Raw genomic sequence first — 18396 nt, 5'->3', positions numbered from 1 at the left:
CGCGAAGCACCATGGCGGTAGATAGTTATGGCATTGACGACCGCTCGGCACTCTTCATCAAACTGTCATCGAACTGTGGCAGCGCGCTTGTACAAACTTCATCAGACTCGCGCTCTACTGGGGTTCTGCGTTTCGGTGTTTTTCATGTACAAGGTGTTTCTATCAGTCGCGGCCATGTTGGCCGCGCTTTTGTTCGGTTTACCGGCATCTGCGGCGTCGCGTTGTGACGTGAATGTGCCGACCGAGCGGGTTGATCTGGCGCAGGTAAGCCTTGCTTACCAGAGCATCGGTCGTGCCTCGGACCCGGCGCTGTTGCTGGTGATGGGCCTGGGCGGGCAATTGATCCATTGGCCGGATGAGGTGGTGGTTGCGCTGTGTCAGCAGGGCTTTCGAGTCATCCGCTATGACAACCGCGATGTCGGCTTGTCTACCTGGCGGCAGGCACCGGCGGAGGCCAACCTGACCTTTGAAGTGCTGCGCTACAAACTCGGTCTGCCGGTGGCGGCGCCCTACAGCCTGACCGATATGGCCGAGGATTCACTGGGTTTGATGGATGCGCTGCACATCGAGCAATTCCATGTGCTGGGCGCGAGCATGGGCGGGATGATCGCCCAGCACATCGCCGCCATGGCGCCGCAGCGGGTGGAAAGCCTGACGCTGATCATGACCAGCTCCGGCGCCGAAGGTTTGCCGGCGCCGAGTGCGGCATTGGTGCAACTGTTGTCACGGCGCAGCGCACCGAACCGTGAAGTGGCACTGGAACAACAGGCGGATTTGCTGGCGGCGCTGGGCAGCCCTTCGGTCACCGATGATCGGCAGGCGTTGTTGCATCAGGCGGCGGTGTCCTATGACCGGGCGTTCAATCCCGAAGGCGTGAAGCGGCAGATCATGGCGATCCTGGCCGAGCCGAGCCGGGTGGCGCTGCTCAATCAACTGCGCGTGCCAACGCTGGTGGTGCATGGCACGGCTGATCCGTTGTTGCCGGTGATGCACGGCGTGCACCTGGCGGCGCATATTCGTGGCAGCCAGTTGAAACTCATTCCGGGATTGGCCCACCGGTTTCAGGAGGCGTTCAAGGCGCCGTTGCTGGCGGCGGTGTTGCCGTATCTGCAGGCGCATCGTGAGGACACGTCGCATTGGGCGCAGATCGAACCGGTGGCGGCGGGGAATCTGTTGTAGCTGAGGTTTGGCGGGGCCCCTCCGGGAGCAAGCTCCCTCCCAAAGGGGAACGCATTGCCAATGTGGGAGGGGGCTTGCTCCCGAAGGGGCCAGCACTGTCGCCGCAAGACCGGACAGGTGTATCGTCTGGGTTTTGCGGCGCGAGGTGGCTCATGAATTCCACTCTGAAAATCGATTTTGTCAGCGACGTGTCCTGCCCATGGTGCGTCGTCGGTCTGTATGGCTTGTTGCAGGCGCTGGAAATCCTGCGCAACGAAGTGCAGGCCGAGATTCATTTTCAGCCGTTCGAACTGAACCCGAAAATGAGCCCAGAAGGCCAGAACATCGCCGAGCATATCCAGGAAAAATACGGATCGACCCCGGAGCAGTCGCAGAAAAATCGCGAAGCCATCCGTGCCCGTGGCGCTGAGCTGGGGTTTGCCTTTCGCACCGATGGCAACAGCCGGATCTACAACACCTTCGATGCCCACCGCTTGCTGCATTGGGCGGGGCTGGAGGGGTTGCAGTTGCCGTTGAAGGAGGCGTTGTTCAAGGCGTATTTCACCGATGGCGGAAATCCGTCGGATCACGCGCAATTGGCGCAGATCGCCGAAGACGTCGGGCTGGATCGGCAACGCGCCGAGGCGATTCTGGCGGCGGACGAGTTTGCCGGGCCGGTGCGCGAAGAAGAGCAGGTATGGCTGCAGCGCGGGGTGAGTTCGGTGCCAACCGTTGTGTTCAACGGTCAGTACGCGGTGACGGGCGGGCAGCCGGTGGAGACCTTTGTCGGGGCGATCCGGCAGATCATGGCCGAGTCCAAGGGTGGCACCGTCAACTGACGAGCTACGAGCCCCTCACTGAAGACCTCTCCCGCAGGGAGAGGGGCTGACAGGCTTTGATCTTAACTGTGAAGACGCACCCAAACGGTCACCAACACCGTCGCTGCCATCAACCACGCCACCGCCGCGACCGCCAGCGAAGCCTCCAGGCGCATTCGATCGACCATCACATACAACGTCGCCAGATACACGAAGTACGGAATGATCGACCACATGCCGAACACGATCGTGGTCTTGAGGTCATCGATTGATCGCCCCTTGCCGACGATGTAGTGCGCGATCAAGGCGAACGTCGGAAACAGCGGCACCAGGCCGGCGATGTAATAGTTTCGGGTCTTGGCCAGCGCCGCCAGAATCACGACAACGGCAGCGCCGAGTGCCGCTTTCAGTAGCAGATCCATCAGTGGCTCAACCCATACTTTTTCACTTTGTCGAACAGCGTGGTCTTGGCCATTCCCAGTTCCAGGCTGGCCTGGGTCAGGTTGCCGCCACTGCGCAGCAAGGCGTCGTTGAGCAGGTTGCGTTCGAAGGCTTCCACCGCTTCGGCGAATGTCAGCCCCTGGCTACCGCTGCTGGCGCCGGACTTCTTGAAGGCCGGCAAGCCGAGGGCGAAGCGTTCGGCGACGTTACGCAGTTCACGCACGTTGCCCGGCCAGTCGTGGCTCATCAGGTTCGACAGGGTCTGGTTGTCCAGTTCCGGCAGGGCACGGTCGAAACGCAGGGCTGACTGCTGGGTGAAGTGTTCGAACAGTTGCAGGATGTCTTCGCGGCGTTCGCGCAGTGGCGGCAACTCCAGGGTCACTACGTTGAGGCGGTAATACAGGTCGCTGCGGAATTCGCCGGCCTTGCTCGATTCATCGAGGTCGGACTTGGTTGCCGCAATCACCCGGCAATCCACCGCCACGCTCTGGTTCGAACCGAGGCGTTCGAGGGTGCGTTCCTGCAATACGCGCAGCAGTTTGATCTGCAACGGCAGCGGCATGCTTTCCACTTCATCGAGAAACAACGTGCCGCCGTCAGCGTGTTCGATCTTGCCGATGCGGCGTTTGCCGGCGCCGGTGAAGGCGTTGGCCTCGTGGCCGAAGATCTCGCTTTCAAAAAGGTTTTCCGGCAGACCGCCGCAGTTCAATGCGACGAACTGCTTGCTGTGACGGCGACTGAAATCGTGCAGGCAACGGGCAACCAGTTCTTTGCCGGTGCCGGTTTCGCCCTCGATCAGGACGTTGGCCGAAGTGTCGGCGACGTTGGCGATCAGCTCGCGCAGGTTTTGCATGGCTGGCGAACGCCCGATGATCCGCCCTTCAAGGGAATCGCGTTCGGCCAGTTGCCGACGCAGCGCCGAGACTTCGCGCGCGAGGCTGCGTTGCTCCAGCGCACGCCGCGCAACGTCCACCAGCCGCTCCGGCGAGAACGGCTTTTCCATAAAGTCGTAGGCGCCTTTCTGCATGGCGCCGACGGCCATGGAGATGTCGCCATGGCCGGTGATCAGCACCACCGGCAGGCTGCGGTCACGCTGCTTGAGACGGGTCAGCAACTCCAGGCCATCGATGCCCGGCAGACGAATGTCGCTGATGACGATCCCGGCGAAGTTGTCGCCGACCCGCTCCAGGGCTTCTTCGGCACTGCCGACGCCGATGCAGGGAATGTCTTCCAGCGTCAGCGCCTGTTGGCAGCCGAGCAGGACATGGGGGTCGTCTTCGACGATCAGCACACTAAGGTCGTGGTTCATATTGGCTCGGCAGGAGTAGGGCTTACCAACGGTAAACTGAGGACGAAGGTGGTGCCACCGCTGGCCGGGTGTTCGACACCCAGATGCCCGCCGGTGGCGGCCGCGAGGCTGGCAGAAAGGGTCAGGCCCAGCCCCAGGCCTTGCTCGCCCGGTTTGGTGGTGAAGAACGGTTCGAACAGATGCTTGCGTACTTGGGCGTCGACACCATGGCCGTTGTCGCGCACCCGCAGGCGATATTTTCCGTTGAACTCGTCACCCTCCAGCCACAGCTTGGGCAGCGGCTGCGCTTGCATGGCGTCGAGGGCGTTGCCGATCAGGTTGACCAGAATCTGTTCGAGACGGGTCTGGTCGATCTGCACCTGCACATCTTTGAACTGCCGATGCAGTTGCAGCGCCGAGCTATCCAGGCGTGCGCCGAGTAATTGCAGGGCCGCCTCCACGGCCTTGCCGAGGCTGGCCTGGCCCTGATTGTCACCACGCCGGGCAAAAGAACGCAGGCTGGCGGTGATCCGGCCCATGCGATCGATCAAGTCATTAATGGTCTTGAGATTGGTACTGGCGACATCGAGTTGACCGCGCTCAAGGAAGCGAACGGTGTTGCCCGACAGCGTGCGCATGGCCGCCAGTGGCTGATTCAATTCGTGGGCGATGCTGGTGGACATCTGGCCGATGGCAGCGAGTTTGCCCGCCTGCACCAGCTCATCCTGAGCCCGGCGCAACGTCTCTTCGGCCTGACGCCGTTCGCGAATCTGGCTCTTGAGGCGATCGTTGCTGGCGCGCAGGTCAGCGGTGCGTTCGGTAATCCGACGCTCCAGTTGATTGTTGGCTTGCTGCAAGGCTTCGCGGGCTGCGAGGCGGGTGGCGATGACCTTGCGCCGCTCGTTCCAGGCGATCAGCAGGAAGGCGACCAAGGCAAACGCGATGGCGACCAGAATGCCCTGATTGATCGCTTCGCGGCGCAGATCCTGAAGCGGCGTGAGCAGTGTGAAATTCCACGGTGTATCGCTTAAGGGGCGGGTCTGTGCCAGATAACTGATGTTTTCGTCATCGGACTGTAATTCACTGTTGGCCGGGAACGTGAGTTTTTCCACGCCTTCGGCCAGGGTTTCCCGGGCCAGCGGTTGCAGTTCGTTGAGCGGAAACCAGTAGTACTGCAGGCTGCGGGCGAGTTTTTCCTTGGTCTCATCGCTCAGCGGTACCACCGATTTGAGCCGTCGGGCCGGATCGCTGGAGAGAATGATGATGCCGTTTTCGTCACTGACAAACGCTTCGAGGCGCGCCCGTTGCCAGCGCTCTTCCATGGCTTCGAGCCTGACTTTGACGACGGCAACGCCGATGATCTTGCCGTGTTCTTCCAGGCCATGGGCCAGGTAATAACCGGGTTCGCCGTTGGTGCTGCCGATCCCGTAGAAGCGTCCGGGTTCGCCACGAACGGCTTTCTGGAAGTAGGCGCGAAAGGACAGGTCTTCACCGAGGTAACTGTCGACATCGCGCCAGTTGCTGGTGGCCAGGACGCGGCCAGTGGTGTCCATAACGTAGATGGCCCGACTGCGACTGCGCCGGTTCAGGCCCTCAAGGTATTGGTTGACCGTTTGCCGATGTTCCGGGGTCGGGTCGGCCAGCAGTTGCGGGACACTGGTTTCCAGTTCCAGCAGGCTGGGCAGGTAGGTGTATTTGCTGATCTCGCTTTCGACTGCTCGGGCGTGCAGTTCTAGCTGACGCTGGCCGTTCTCGCCGAGGCTGCGGATACCGAAGTGTTCACTGGTCCAGAAGCCGATGTAACCCAATCCGATCATCAGGGCGATGACCAGCGGCGGCAGGAACAAATGACGAATCAGACGGGGCTTCACGGCAAGTGATGGCGGCGCGGCGCGATAGAGAGTGGGGTCGCATTTCATCACAGATGCCTTGGGTCAACCACAACACAAATCTCAGGATCATCATTGATCCAGTGTGAAAGCGGGCTTGCTCGCCAAAGCGGTGGGTCAGTCAACGATAATGTTGAAAGTGCCGGCCTCTTCGCGAGCAAGCCCGCTCCCACAGAGGGGAGCGGTGTGTTGCTTTTAGTGCTGCAGAATTTTCTCGAGGAAATGCTGCGCACGTTCGGAGCGGGCCTTGATGTCGCCGAAGAACTCTTCCTTCGGGCAGTCTTCGATGATCTTGCCGGCGTCCATGAAGATCACGCGGTCGGCCACTTTGCGAGCGAAGCCCATTTCGTGGGTCACGCACATCATGGTCATGCCTTCGTTGGCCAGTTGCACCATCACGTCGAGTACTTCGTTGACCATTTCCGGATCTAGCGCCGAGGTGGGTTCGTCGAACAGCATGACGATCGGGTCCATCGCCAGCGCACGGGCAATCGCCACACGCTGTTGCTGGCCACCGGACAGTTGCCCCGGGTGCTTGTGGGCGTGGGCCGACAGACCGACGCGCTCAAGCAGTTGCAGACCTTTCTGGGTCGCCTCTTCCTTGCTGCGGCCCAGCACCTTGATCTGCGCGATGGTCAGGTTTTCGGTGATGGTCAGGTGCGGGAACAGTTCGAAATGCTGGAACACCATACCCACGCGTGAACGCAGCTTCGGCAGGTTGGTCTTCGGATCGGCAATGGAGGTGCCGTCCACGACGATGTCACCTTTCTGGAACGGTTCCAGCGCGTTGACGCACTTGATCAGGGTCGATTTGCCGGAACCCGACGGGCCGCAGACCACGATCACTTCGCCTTTTTTGACCTCGGTGCTGCAATCAGTCAGCACCTGGAAGTCGCCATACCACTTGTTGATGTTCTTGATGGAGATCATACGGCAAACCTTTTTTGCAGACGCTTGACCAGCAGCGAGGCGGCAAAGCTGATTGTGAAGTACACGACACCGGCAATAATCAGGAACTCATTGGAACGGCCAATGATGTCGCCACTGGCGCGGGACGCGTTGAGGAAGTCCACCAGGCCCACGGTGTAAACCAGCGAGGTGTCCTGGAACAGAATGATGCTCTGTTGCAGCAGCAGCGGGGTCATCTTGCGAAAGGCCTGCGGCAGGATGATCAGACGCATCATCTGGCCGTAGGTCATGCCCAGTGCCTGCGCCGCACCCATCTGGCCTTTGGGGATCGACTGCACACCCGCCCGGACGATTTCGCAGAAGTACGCCGCTTCAAACATCATGAACGCCACGATGCAGGAGGCGAACGCACCGATCGGGGTGTCTTCACCGGTAATCCAGCGCAGCACGAACGGCACCGCCAGATAGAACCAGGTGATCACCAGCAGCAGCGGGATCGAACGGAAGTAGTTGACGTACGCGCCAGCGATGCTCGAAAGCAGCTTGTTATGCGACAGACGCATCAGCGCCAGGATGGTGCCGAGAATGATCCCGCCGACCACGCCCATGGCCATCAGTTTGAGGGTCATCACCATGCCGTTCCACAAACCGGGAATGGCCGGGACGATGCCACTGAAATCGAATTCCATTATTTACCCCCCACGGAGATCAGGCCGGGCACGGCAACTTTCTTCTCGATCACGCGCATCAGCAGCATCAGGCTCATGTTCAGGGTGAAATAGATCAGCGTTGCCAGGGTGAAGGCTTCGAACAGGTTGGCCGAGAACTCGGCTGTCTGTTTGGTTTGAGCGAGCAGCTCCATCAGACCGATCAGCGAGGCCACGGAGGAGTTTTTGAACACGTTCAAAAACTCCGAGGTGAGCGGTGGAATGATGATCCGGTAAGCCTGGGGCAGCAGCACGTTCCAATAGATTTGCGGCAGCTTGAAACCCATGGCACGGGCGGCCGATTCCTGGCCGCGAGGCAGCGCCTGGATGCCGGTGCGCACCTGTTCGCAGACCCGCGCGGCGGTGAACAGGCCAAGGCACACGACAACACTCAGGTAGGCCGAGGTGGTCGGGTTCAGGTCCTGCTTGTACCACTCTTGCAGATCCGGAGGCAGCAGGTCGGGTACCAGGAAGTACCAGATGAACAGCTGAACCAGCAGCGGCACGTTACGGAACAGCTCGACGTAGCAGGTCGCGATGCCCGATACGATGCGGTTCGGCACGGTACGCATGACGCCCAGGATCGAGCCCAGCAGCAGGGCGATGATCCAGGCGACGATGGCGATGGCGATGGTCCAGCCCAGCCCGGAAATGAACCAGTCGAGATAGGTCTCGCTGCCCACGCCGGTGGACTTGAAGAACACGCCCCAGTCCCAGTTGTAATTCATTAGGGTCTCCCCTCGATTCGATCGATGTACAAGTGCCCGCCTGGGGAAACTCCGTTCCCGGCCTGATCCTGAGGGTCAGGCACACGCGATCGGCTCGACAGACACCGGTTCGAGTGTTTCCAAAAAATGCCAGCAGGGAGTGACCATCCCCTGAAGAGGCAGGTGCCTCTTCAGGGGACAAGGTTAGTCAGAAATCAGGACTTCTTGTCGTCAGCCGCTTTGTCGGTCGGATTGGCGATCAGGGCCTTGAGCTCGTTGCTCATCGGGAAGTTCAGGTTCAGGCCTTTTGGTGGAATCGGCTGCATGAACCACTTGTTGTAGATGGTGTTGATCGCGCCCGAGGCGTAGGTAGCCTTGATGGCGTCATCGACAGCCTTTTTGAACGGCTCGTCGCCTTTGCGCATCATGCAGCCATAGATTTCGTACGACTGTGGAGTGCCGGTCACTTCCCAGTCAGCCGCCTTCTTGGCCTTGGCGGCTTCACCTGCCAGCAACGCGTCGTCCATCATGAACGCAACGGCACGGCCCGATTCCAGCATCTGGAAGGACTCGCCGTGGTCCTTGGCGGAGATGACGTTCATGCCCATTTGCTTGTCGGCATTCATCGACTTGAGGATGCGCTCGGACGTGGTGCCGGCGGTGGTCACGACGTTCTTGCCTTTGAGGTCGTCGAAATCCTTGTACTTGGAGTCTTTCTTGGACAGCAGACGGGTGCCGATTTCGAAGATGCCGACGGAGAAGTCAACTTGCTGCTGACGCTCGACGTTGTTGGTGGTGGAACCGCACTCGACGTCCACGGTGCCGTTCTGCACCAGCGGGATACGGGTTTGCGAGGTCACCAGGTTGTATTTGACCTGCAGGTCTGGAAGGTCGAGGTCTTTCTTGATCGCTTCGACGATGGCCATTTGGATATCGTGCGAGTAGCCGACCGGTTTGCCGGACGCATCAGCGATGTAGGAAAAAGGAATAGAAGCGTCGCGGTGGCCCAGGGTGATCACACCGGACTCTTTGATTTTCTTCAGGGTGCCGGTGAGTTCGGCGGCGAAAACTGGCGTGCTGATCAGAGCGGCAGCAATGGCTGCGCCCAGGATATGGGGAACGATGCGCATCAAATTTTCCTCGACATTGTTTTTTTTATGGAGCCAGTTCGTCGGCCCTTTTGTGCTTCGAATGCCTGACGGCTCCTGAAGGATTGGCTCAACAGACATTCGTCGCGAGAGTGTAGAGCATGAGTCGTGCCAAACCAGTCGAAAGTGGTTAACTGCTTGATCTGCTTGGTTATTAAGTTTTTGTGTCGGTGTTATTCGGGAAAACTGATCCGGTTATCCGAATCGACCGGAAGGTCGCGTTCGGAAAACCGAATACAGCCACTTCAGCGCCAGACCGGCAGGCAATCAAAAACAAACAGCAGGTGCGAAACCGCGCAGATCACCCCGAAAAACAGCACCAAAACGATCATCGGCGTACCGCCCCAGACCCGATAGCGCGGGCTGCCGAAGCGTTGGCGCGAGGCTCTGGCCAGCAAGGCCGGGGTAATCACCGCCCACAGGGTAGCGGCCAGTCCGGCGAAACCGATGGCGTGAAGAAACCCTTCGGGCCAGAGCAACCCACACAGCATCGGTGGCAGGAACGTGACCGCGGCGGTCTGCAGGCGGCCCATGGGGCTGTCATCGAAACCGAGCACATCGGCGAGGTAATCGAACAGGCCAAGGGTGACCCCGAGGAACGAGCACGCCACGGCAAAGTTAGAGAAGAAGGTCAGCAACAGATCGATGTTGGCGCTGTTGAGTCGCGCGCCCAATGCGCTGATCAGCACGTCGATATTGCCCCCTTGCCGGGCGATGTCCTTGAACCCGTCCCGGGGAATGTTGCCCATGCTGCACAGCATCCACACCAGGTACAGGCCAAGCGCGATCAGCGTGCCGCTGACCAGGCAGGCGCGAATCCGCTGTGGGTCCTTGCCGTAATGCTTCATCAGGCTCGGCACGTTGCCGTGGAAACCGAACGACGTCAGGCAGAAGGGCAGGGTGACCAGCAGATAGGGCCAGTAGTGGCTGTCGGCGCTATCGAGATTGAGCAGGGTGGTGCTTTGCACATGGCCGAGCAGCCCGCCGAAGGTCAGAAAGAACGCGAGGATTTTTGCCCCGAACACCAGCGTGGTCATGCGGCTGACTGCCGTGGTGCTGAGCCAGACGATAAACGCCACCAAGAGCGTGAAGCCCAGACCGCCGACACGCGATGACAGATCCAGGCCCATTGATTGCGCCGTATGGCGGATCACCGAACCGCTGGCCGAAATGTACGCGTAGGTCAGGATGTAGAGCACAAAGACAATGCTCAGGCCGTTCAGCCGGTTCCAGTGGCGTCCGAGCAGATCCCGGGTGATGGTGGAAAAACTCGCACCTTCGCGGTAGTTGAGATTGGCTTCGAGGATCATCAGGCCCGAATGCAGGGTGCAGAACCAGGCGAACAGCAGGACCGCCACCGAGCCGTAAAACCACAGGCCGGACATGACCACCGGCAACGAAAACATGCCCGCGCCGACGATCGTGCCGCCGATGATCATGGCACCGCCAAGGATCGAAGGTGATCGTTCGACAGCGGGAAGGGAAGCTATTGAAGTGACGCGCATGGCAAGGGCCTGCAATTTGAGTTGTTATAGGTACGGCTAACACGACCCCTGTGGGAGCGGGCTTGCCCGCGAAGAGGCCATCGAATTCAACGTCTCTGTTGACTGATCCGCCGCCATCGCGGGCAAGCCCTCTCCCACAGGGTTTTGTGCACGATGCGATTCAAACGATGTTCAGCAGGTGCGTCAGCTGCCGCACGCTCGCCAACAGGAAGTCGTCCTGCCCCGGCAGCGCATCGAACGACAACCCCACCGGCAACGAACCGGCGCGGGCGACCGGAATGCTGATGCTCGGCGCCGCCAGGTTGCTCGCCGGGTCGGTATTGCGCACGAAGGTCTCGAAATTGCTCTCGTCCGAGCAATCGCTGAGCAACGGCGCGCTGCACGCAACGGTAGGGTAGGCGAGCAGGTCCAGTTGGTGCTGGCCGAACAACGCCCGGTATTCCTTTTCCAGGCGCAGCTTGCTCATCAACGCCTGCACGTAGTCGGTGTAGGAGATCGCCGGGCTTTCCAGTTGGGCGGTGAGAATCCGCTTGATCGCCGGATCGCGGATCTGCGCGAGGATGTCGAGGAACTGCCCACCACGCCCTTGCCCCATGAGGAAACGAGGGAAGTCGATGAAGAACTCATAGATTGGCAACGGAAACTGAATGGCTTCGTTGATTTCACCGATCAGGGCATCGTCGACCGGCACGATGCTCACGCCGCGATCGGCCAGGCTGTCGATCGCGGCGCGGCAGTCGCGTTGCACGTTATCTTCAAGATTGGCCCACAGGAAACGTTCCGGGATGCCGATGCGCAGCGGCCGATCATCGGCCAAACGGACGGGACGGCTACCGGTGAGGTGGCGGTGAACAAACTGGCAGTCCTCCACGGTGCGGGTCAGCAGGCCCGAGGTGTCCTTGGTCTGCGACACCGGGACGATGCCGTCTACGGGATATAGCCCGGTGGTCGGGCGGAAACCGACGATCCCGCAGAACGCTGCCGGGATACGCACAGACCCGCCGGTGTCGGTGCCGACCGCGCACGGCACCAGCCCGGCGGCGACAGCGGCGGCGCAACCGCCGCTGCTGCCGCCGGCGCTGTGGCGCTCGTTGGCAGGGTTGATCACGGCGCCATGGGTATGGTTGGCCGACGTCACGCCGAACGACAGTTCGTGCATGTTGTTCTTGCCCACGACCCGTGCGCCCAATTGTTTGAAGCGCTGGACGATGCCCGCATCGTGCTGCGGAAAGTAATCGGACAGACCGGGGGTGCCAGCGGTGGTCGGCATGCCGCTGACGTTGATGTTGTCTTTGAACGACACGGGCAGGCCAAACAGTGCGCTGTCACGCCCGATCCCATCGGCCTTGAGCGCCGCCGGGTCGAAGGTGATGAAGCTGTTCAGGTGTTGCGCCATCGCATGACGATCGCGCAGCGCTTGCTGCCAGGTGTCCAGGCAGAGTTGGCCACTGCGGAATCCGTTGACGAGCGCTTCAATAGAAAGCTGGCTGTACATGAATGTGTCTCGGCGATTGAAAGGGGCGGATTCAGCAGTAGCGATACTGCGAGTGCAGGTCATCGAGCGGGTTGCCGGCAATCAAGTCGCCACCCAGGCTGCTGATCACTGCGCAGGCACCGTTGAGTGCCGTCTGAATCGCACCTTCGGCCCAACCGCCGGTGAACGAGGCGCCGCAACCGGCCAGGTACAACCCGGTGTCTTGATTCGGATCGAGCGCGGTGCGGAACTGATAGAACAGGCGTTCGGAATAAATGTCGTCGCCGGGGAAGTTCAGCTTGAAGGCGCCCAGCGCATGCTTGTCGGTCAGCCAGTCGTATTCCAGAACGTAGCGCTGGTAGTCGCCACCGAGCGGCAGCAGATGGCTGGCAAATTCCGGTGCACTCATCGCCAGCTCATCGACCAGACGCAGGCAGCGCTGCACTTTGTCGGACATCGAGACCATTTTGTGCGAGTCATCTTCCCAGGTGTAACTGATCAGCACCACGCCCCAGGATTCCGGGTCCTGCGGTGCGTAGTCCAGGCAATACACGCCTTTGACCAGGGTGTCGGTCTGGATGTTTTGTGGCAGGCCGTGCTTGAGCCAGAACTTGTCCTTGGTCAGGATGAACAACTTGGACGAACCGACCATATGGGTCTCATTGATTGCCCGCGCCACGTCGCGATTGACGAAGGCCTGGTTCTGCGTGAGCTTGAGGTTGACTTGCAGTGCGCGGGTCGTGGTCGTGGTAATCACCCGGTCGCAGGCGTAGGTTTCGCCGTTGCTGCCAGCCAGCAGGATTTGCCCGTCCGGGCCTTTGTTGATCGATTCGATGCGCGTGCGACAGATCATGTCGCGTACCTGAATACCGTTGAACGAGGTGTCGGCGATCAGTTCGGCCAGCGCCGAGATGCCGTTGGGCACCAGGCGTTGATTGACCTCCAGGGCATTGACCACCAGCCGCAGGATTTCCGTGAACGAGGCGCGATACACCGACTGGAAACCGCCCGAGCCAATCCCCAGCGAACCGAACAGGTGGAAGTCTTCCGGCTTGCGCCACGCCCGGCCGCCGGGCGGATTGTTGCCGGTGAAAATGCGCACCATCGCCGAGTAAAACGAGCTGTCGCCGAAGCAATCCAGATAGCGCTGCCACTCCGGCTGCACTTCGCAGTAGTTGTGCTGCTTGAGCAATTCAGTCAGCAGCAGCGGCGGTGCGAGACTGCTGCCGTCATCGAGTGTTACGCCTTCGCGCAAAAATGCGTTCCAGCCTTGGTGTACGGTGCTGAACAAGGCCGGCGGCGGTTGCATCGCAGCCCAGTGATGGGCCTCGCCACGGTAGTGGATTTCTGTGTCGACGACGCCCGGATCGGGAAACGCTTCGGTGGTTTCGATGCCGAAGCGGTTGAGGTAATGGAACAGTCCGACTTCGCTGGGCGGGAAGCGCATGGCGCCCATTTCGGCGATGAATTGCGGTTGGTCTTCGTCAAAGCACTGGGTCAGCAGACGACCGCCGACGTGTTCCGGTTCGGCTTCGAACAAGGTGACGCGGCGTGCACCCGAGCGCAGCAATTCGTAGGCGGCGACCAGCCCGCTCAGGCCGGCACCGACGATACCGATGTGTTTCTCGGCGGTTTCCACTGGCAGGTAACCGATGGCTTCTTCGGCATTGCGCAGGAACTGGCCGTAGTCATACAGCAGATCGACATAGGGAAAAGACAGGCACGCGGACGCCTGGTTGGAGCCTTTGGAAGTAGGGTTCACAGGGGGGATTCTCGGTCGATCAGATAATGAGCTGCAGGCTTTCAAGGGCGCGTGCGGGGTTGAGCAACAGGATCTTTTTGCCGTGGATTTTCCAGGTGCCATCGATATTGATCAGTTGGTGTTCGACGGTCACCGGGTAATGCCATTCGCTGTCGCCACGGGCTTCGCAATACAGCATGTTGCTGCTGGCGACGGCGCTGTACGACGATTCATCCAGGGTGATGCGCGGGCGTTGGGCGATGTGCAGGCTGCGGCTCTTGGGCTGCTGGGAAAAGTTGCGCGCATTGGCCAGCCGATTGATGCGCAGCGTGGTCAGAAAGCGGTCTTCATACACCAGCGATGATTCATGCAACGGGCTGCGTTGCTCGCGGGTCATGGGGATCCAGTAGGTGTAGTCGTCGCTGAGCAATTGTTGCCAGGCGTCGAAATCCTGCTGGTCGAGCAGGTGCAGTTCGGTCTCGATCAGTTGCTCGATGGCGTGGTGATTAGATGGATCGTGTCGCATGGTCGCCCCGCATCAAGTGCTGCCAACTGTTATAGAAATTACGCATCGCCATTTCGCTGGTGCCGGACACCACCTGGGTCTGCTCGTAGGTTTCATTGGGTTCGAACAAGCGACTGACGTTGACCCATTCGTTGGCATCGCTGCCCAGGCCTTCCATCGCCCGCTCGTACATTTCCACGTCGTCGTGGGCGACCATCGAGCACGGCGAGTTGATCAGGTTGTTGTATTGCACGGTTCTTTCGAGCAACTGCACGGGCGCGCCTTGCAGTTCGAAGATCCACGATTCGACGATGGTTTCCCGGGCGCTGACCGGCTTGATCACGCGCAGCGTCTGGATCGGGCCCTTGACCATCAGATTGGGGAAGTACACGGTGTTATGCCGGGTGTCGTCGAGGATCGCCCGGGCCTGGTCTTCGCCGTAGCTGTCGACCATCAACTCCCAGTAACCGGGAATATCGGTGTAAGCCTTGTGGATCGAGTTGCTGACCCCGGTGTGCCCGTGGCCGTTGGGCCAGACGCGAATGCCCATACCGGCGAAAAACTCGTAAGAAGCCATGAACGGCGAGAACAGTTCGACGGCCATCGGCGGCTTGCCCTGTTCCCCGGTTTCCTTCCACAGACGAATCGCTTCGCCCGCCGAGGACTCGTGAGCGATCATCGGATGGCAGGTATCAGTCTGGTTATCGACGACCATTTTCCAGTTGCAGCGATGGCGGTGCAGCAGCGGTTGGCCGATCACTTTCAACTGACCCCGCGGCGAGCGCATGACCATGTTGTCGAGGGTCGACAGCGATTCGCCGAAGAACTCGTCGAAGCCGATACCTTCTTGCGTCAAACGCACGAACACGAAGCCGCGATAGTTATGCACCGCCGCCACGTTGCGCATGCCCTTGTGCGCGGAACAACTGCTGAGGTCGCAGTCGTCGTATTCCTTTTTTACCGGAATGCTCAACAACTCGCCGTCGGTCTTGAACGTCCAGGCGTGGTACGGGCAGCGCATGAAACGCCCGACATTGCCACGAGTCTCGGCCAGGACTTTCACGCCCTTGTGCGGGCAGCGGTTGTGCAGCACGACGATCGCGCCGTTCTTCTGGCGCACCATCGCGAGCGGCTGCTGGGCGAGGGTGGTAGTGAAGTAGTCACCGGTTTCGGGGATCAGGCTGTCGTGACCCAGGTAACACCAACTCGCGGCGAAAACCCGCTGTTGTTCCTGTTCGAAGAGTGACTGATCAAGGTACAGAGATTTATGCACTTCTCTGCCATTGAAGTAGTTGTCCAACGGGGTGTCCTCTTTAGATCGCCAGCTTCAGGCGTGGGCTTTTCGCCCGTGAAACACAGGGATAGATCCGTGCGCTACAGGCAGCTTCTTGTTCGCTCATGATGAAGTCGCGGTGGTCGACTTCGCCTTCCAGTACGTCCAGTGCGCAGACGCCGCATTCGCCGCGACGGCAGTCGTACAACGGATCGAGCCCGGCCGCTTCCAGGGCTTCGAGCAGCGTTTGCTCAGGGCCGATTTCGACGCTAACGCCAGAGTCGGCCGCGTCGATCACAAAGCCTTGTGCGGCATCGTTGCGGGCAACGTTGAACACCTCAAGATGGATGCGCTCACGGGCCAGGCCGACGGCTTCGGCATGGCTCAAGATTTCGTTGAGCATCGAAGTCGGGCCGCAGACATAGAGACGGTCGTCGGCGTCGAGGTCGGCGAGCAGTTGATTGATCGCCGGGCGGCTGCCGGACAGGTGCAACTGCATGCGCTCCTGCAACTGAGCTTGCAGATGTTCGGCGTAAGCGGCGTCATCGGCACTTTTCGCGAAGTAGTGCAGGAGCGGCGTTCGCTCAAGCGTATGCAGATGGCGCAGGATGCCGGTCAACGGTGTAATGCCGATACCGCCGGCAATGGCGATATCGCGGCCGGTGCTGGCGTCGAGCGGGTAGTTGAAGGTGTTGAACGGGCCTTCCAGTTCCACGCAGTCATCCACGGCCAGAGCGCCGATGTAGCGGCTGCTGGCGGAATCCGGCGAGAGGCGGATAGCAAAGGTGAAGTTGCCGTCGGCGGCCTCATCCAGATGTACCGTCGAATAGTGACGGCAGTCGCTCAGCCCGGGGATCAACCACTTGAAATGCGCCCCGGCATGGCTCATGGCGGCCAGGGTGGCCGGGCCGCTGACCGTTATTTCCTTGATCGACGCCGACAGCATCCGGCATTGGGTGACGGTGTATTTCATGCGGGCTTTACCGGGCTGATTGGCGTTTCGTGCAGGTACAACCATTGGACGTCGTGGTGCTGAACGCAAAGGATCGCTACCGAGATGCGCGACGTTTCAACCTGGTTCAGGCGATGGGTTTCCTTGTAGCGTAGCGCTACTGTCGCGCCTTCGTGCCAGACCGTATGCAGGTCGCTGATCAGGATTTCCAGGCCTTTACGGGCGCCGATTGCACCTTTGAACAACTGTTCGACCTGCGCCCGGCCGACCACCGCGGCTGAGGTGGTGACCATGCTGAAGTGCTCGGCGAAGACCGCCATCAGCGGTTCCACGCTGGCTTCGCCCGTGCCGTCGGTATCGGTAAACACGCGATGAATCAGTTCATGCACGTGGTGAATGCTGTGTTGCGCTTGTTCAACCAGGTTGTTGTTCATGACATTCCTTTGGAGGGTTCAATTGGCTCATTTGAAACAGCGGAAACAGCCCGACCAGCGCCGCAATCGCGAAGGTCGCGTGATAGGCCGCCGTGGTGTCGAACTGCTTGAGCAGCAGGTTGAAGATCATCAGAAACAGCGCGGCACCGAGGCTGAACGACATTTGCCGGTTGATGTTCCAGATCACGCTGGCCTTGTGCGTGTCGCCGCCGGCAAAATCCATCAGCGAAGTGGTTTGCGCGGTGTTGGCGCCGATGCCGCCACCGATGCCCATCAGGCTGTAAGCAATCACGATTACCCAAAGATCCGTCGGCGCATTCACCAGCATCAGCGTGGCGATGCCCGCGCTGTGCAAGAGCATGCCGAGGATGAACAGGCGTTTGGCGCCGACCCGGTTGTAGACCCGGCCACAGATCGTCATCGCGATGAATGCGCCGATGGCATAGAGGATCATGAACATCCCGGTCAGCCGGGCGCTGAAGTGCAGGGTGTTCTGCAGGAAGAAAATGCTCATCAGGTTGACCCCGGTGAACACCCCCGGAATCGCGTAATAGATGAAGATCGAAGTGCTGAGTTTTTTGCTCTTGAGCAGGCACAGTTCGATGATTGCGTTGCTGGATTTACGGTAGTGCGCAAGGTACAGCGCGATGAATATCAGGCCCGCGACCAAGCAGGCGATCGCGGCCGCTGCCGGGTAGTCGCCGCCATACAGCGACATGCCCATCAGCAGGCTGGCCAGTGCTGCGCTGACCAGCAACAGGCCCTTGATGTCCGGGCGGGACAGGCTGGCGGGTTTGCTTTCCTTGATCCAGAACCACGACAGCCCGGCAGCGATCAACGAGAACGGGATGTTGCTGTAGAACACCCAGCGCCAGGAACTGCTATCGACGATGATGCCGCCGACCGTGGGCGAAATGGCCGGGGCGATCAGTGCCACTGCCATGACCAGCGTGGAGATTTTTGCCCGCTGCTCGCCCTGAAACAGATTGAACGTCAGCGCCTGGCCCACTGGAATCAGCAGCCCGCCGCCGATGCCCTGGATAAAACGCCAGATCACCAGTTCATGGAAGCTGTCGGACAAACCGCACATCCATACGGAACCGGTGAATACCAGCATCGAGGCGGTGAGAATCTCGCGACTGCCGAAGCGGCCCGCGAGCCAGGTGCTCACTGGAATAATCAGGGTCAGGCCGAGAATATAAGCATTGGCGACCCAGGCCACAGACGAAGTACTGACTTGCAAAGTTGCCGATATACTGGGCAATGCCACAGCCGACATGAATATATTAATGCAGTCAATAAAAAATCCGATCAAAAAAATCAGCGCGATTTTATAGCGATAGTTCATGTTGTATCCCCTTTGCCGCGCAGCATAGGGGCGGTGGACTTGAAGTGTCGATACGACTATGCTTAAAACAATGTTTGACAGGATTTAACAGTGAGCCAT

17 protein-coding genes are annotated in these 18396 nt (G+C 60.0%); 2 read left to right on the top strand and 15 right to left on the bottom strand.

The window, feature by feature from the left end; translation table 11 throughout:
• Positions 1 to 144 precede the first annotated feature (144 nt).
• Together AACY11_RS19855 and AACY11_RS19850 are read left to right on the top strand one after the other, a co-directional pair.
• Entirely contained in the window at positions 145 to 1179 is a 1035-nt protein-coding gene (locus AACY11_RS19855; protein ID WP_339433519.1) for an alpha/beta fold hydrolase, read from the top strand.
• 152 nt (positions 1180 to 1331) lie between these two features.
• Entirely contained in the window at positions 1332 to 1997 is a 666-nt protein-coding gene (locus AACY11_RS19850) for a DsbA family oxidoreductase (protein WP_339433518.1), read from the top strand.
• A 62-nt stretch (positions 1998 to 2059) separates the two neighbouring features.
• On the opposite strand, the gene AACY11_RS19845 is transcribed toward AACY11_RS19850, so the two are convergent.
• From AACY11_RS19845 to AACY11_RS19775, 15 genes are all read right to left on the bottom strand, one after another.
• Positions 2060 to 2398: a GlpM family protein gene (locus AACY11_RS19845; RefSeq protein ID WP_339433517.1), complete on the bottom strand. Its 339-nt coding sequence runs from the start codon at positions 2396 to 2398 to the stop codon at positions 2060 to 2062.
• Positions 2398 to 3726, bottom strand: coding sequence for a sigma-54-dependent transcriptional regulator (locus tag AACY11_RS19840; RefSeq protein ID WP_339495568.1), 1329 nt, complete (start codon positions 3724 to 3726; stop codon positions 2398 to 2400). Before AACY11_RS19840 ends, AACY11_RS19845 begins: the two co-directional genes overlap by 1 nt.
• Positions 3723 to 5624 carry a sensor histidine kinase gene (locus tag AACY11_RS19835; RefSeq protein WP_339466330.1) on the bottom strand — a complete coding sequence of 634 codons (1902 nt, stop codon included), beginning with the start codon at positions 5622 to 5624 and terminating at the stop codon, positions 3723 to 3725. Before AACY11_RS19835 ends, AACY11_RS19840 begins: the two co-directional genes overlap by 4 nt.
• A 165-nt stretch (positions 5625 to 5789) precedes the next feature.
• On the bottom strand, positions 5790 to 6524 hold the full coding sequence (locus AACY11_RS19830; RefSeq protein WP_339433514.1) for an amino acid ABC transporter ATP-binding protein: 735 nt from the start codon (positions 6522 to 6524) through the stop codon (positions 5790 to 5792).
• Positions 6521 to 7192 (bottom strand): amino acid ABC transporter permease, encoded by a 672-nt coding sequence (locus AACY11_RS19825; RefSeq protein ID WP_339433513.1) that lies wholly within the window; start codon positions 7190 to 7192, stop codon positions 6521 to 6523. Before AACY11_RS19825 ends, AACY11_RS19830 begins: the two co-directional genes overlap by 4 nt.
• Positions 7192 to 7938, bottom strand: coding sequence for an amino acid ABC transporter permease (locus tag AACY11_RS19820; RefSeq protein WP_221732107.1), 747 nt, complete (start codon positions 7936 to 7938; stop codon positions 7192 to 7194). Before AACY11_RS19820 ends, AACY11_RS19825 begins: the two co-directional genes overlap by 1 nt.
• 194 nt (positions 7939 to 8132) lie before the next feature.
• The gene (locus tag AACY11_RS19815) at positions 8133 to 9047 is read right to left on the bottom strand and encodes a glutamate/aspartate ABC transporter substrate-binding protein (RefSeq protein ID WP_339433512.1); all 915 of its coding nucleotides are present in this window, start codon (positions 9045 to 9047) and stop codon (positions 8133 to 8135) included.
• Between the two features lie 263 nt (positions 9048 to 9310).
• The gene (gene mtr, locus AACY11_RS19810; protein WP_339433511.1) at positions 9311 to 10570 is read right to left on the bottom strand and encodes a tryptophan permease; all 1260 of its coding nucleotides are present in this window, start codon (positions 10568 to 10570) and stop codon (positions 9311 to 9313) included.
• 160 nt (positions 10571 to 10730) lie between these two features.
• Complete coding sequence (locus AACY11_RS19805; protein ID WP_339495567.1) at positions 10731 to 12065, bottom strand: amidase family protein; 1335 nt, start codon at positions 12063 to 12065, stop codon at positions 10731 to 10733.
• Between the two features lie 31 nt (positions 12066 to 12096).
• The gene (locus AACY11_RS19800) at positions 12097 to 13806 is read right to left on the bottom strand and encodes an NAD(P)/FAD-dependent oxidoreductase (RefSeq protein ID WP_339433509.1); all 1710 of its coding nucleotides are present in this window, start codon (positions 13804 to 13806) and stop codon (positions 12097 to 12099) included.
• A 19-nt stretch (positions 13807 to 13825) separates the two neighbouring features.
• Positions 13826 to 14311 carry an aromatic-ring-hydroxylating dioxygenase subunit beta gene (locus tag AACY11_RS19795; RefSeq protein ID WP_339495566.1) on the bottom strand — a complete coding sequence of 162 codons (486 nt, stop codon included), beginning with the start codon at positions 14309 to 14311 and terminating at the stop codon, positions 13826 to 13828.
• Positions 14292 to 15590: a Rieske 2Fe-2S domain-containing protein gene (locus AACY11_RS19790; protein WP_339433507.1), complete on the bottom strand. Its 1299-nt coding sequence runs from the start codon at positions 15588 to 15590 to the stop codon at positions 14292 to 14294. Before AACY11_RS19790 ends, AACY11_RS19795 begins: the two co-directional genes overlap by 20 nt.
• Before the next feature lie 13 nt (positions 15591 to 15603).
• Positions 15604 to 16536 carry a flavin reductase family protein gene (locus AACY11_RS19785; RefSeq protein ID WP_339433506.1) on the bottom strand — a complete coding sequence of 311 codons (933 nt, stop codon included), beginning with the start codon at positions 16534 to 16536 and terminating at the stop codon, positions 15604 to 15606.
• On the bottom strand, positions 16533 to 16949 hold the full coding sequence (locus AACY11_RS19780) for a DUF4440 domain-containing protein (RefSeq protein ID WP_339433505.1): 417 nt from the start codon (positions 16947 to 16949) through the stop codon (positions 16533 to 16535). Before AACY11_RS19780 ends, AACY11_RS19785 begins: the two co-directional genes overlap by 4 nt.
• Positions 16930 to 18297, bottom strand: a complete 1368-nt coding sequence (locus AACY11_RS19775; protein WP_339495565.1) for an MFS transporter — start codon at positions 18295 to 18297, stop codon at positions 16930 to 16932. The genes AACY11_RS19780 and AACY11_RS19775 overlap by 20 nt, the downstream gene beginning before the upstream one ends.
• Positions 18298 to 18396: the final 99 nt, after the last annotated feature.

It is taken from the genome of Pseudomonas sp. RA_105y_Pfl2_P56, from assembly GCF_963970845.1.
In the GTDB taxonomy this organism is placed as follows: Bacteria; Pseudomonadota; Gammaproteobacteria; order Pseudomonadales; family Pseudomonadaceae; genus Aquipseudomonas; species Aquipseudomonas baetica_A.
This window is presented reverse-complemented; position numbering and strand designations above follow the sequence as displayed.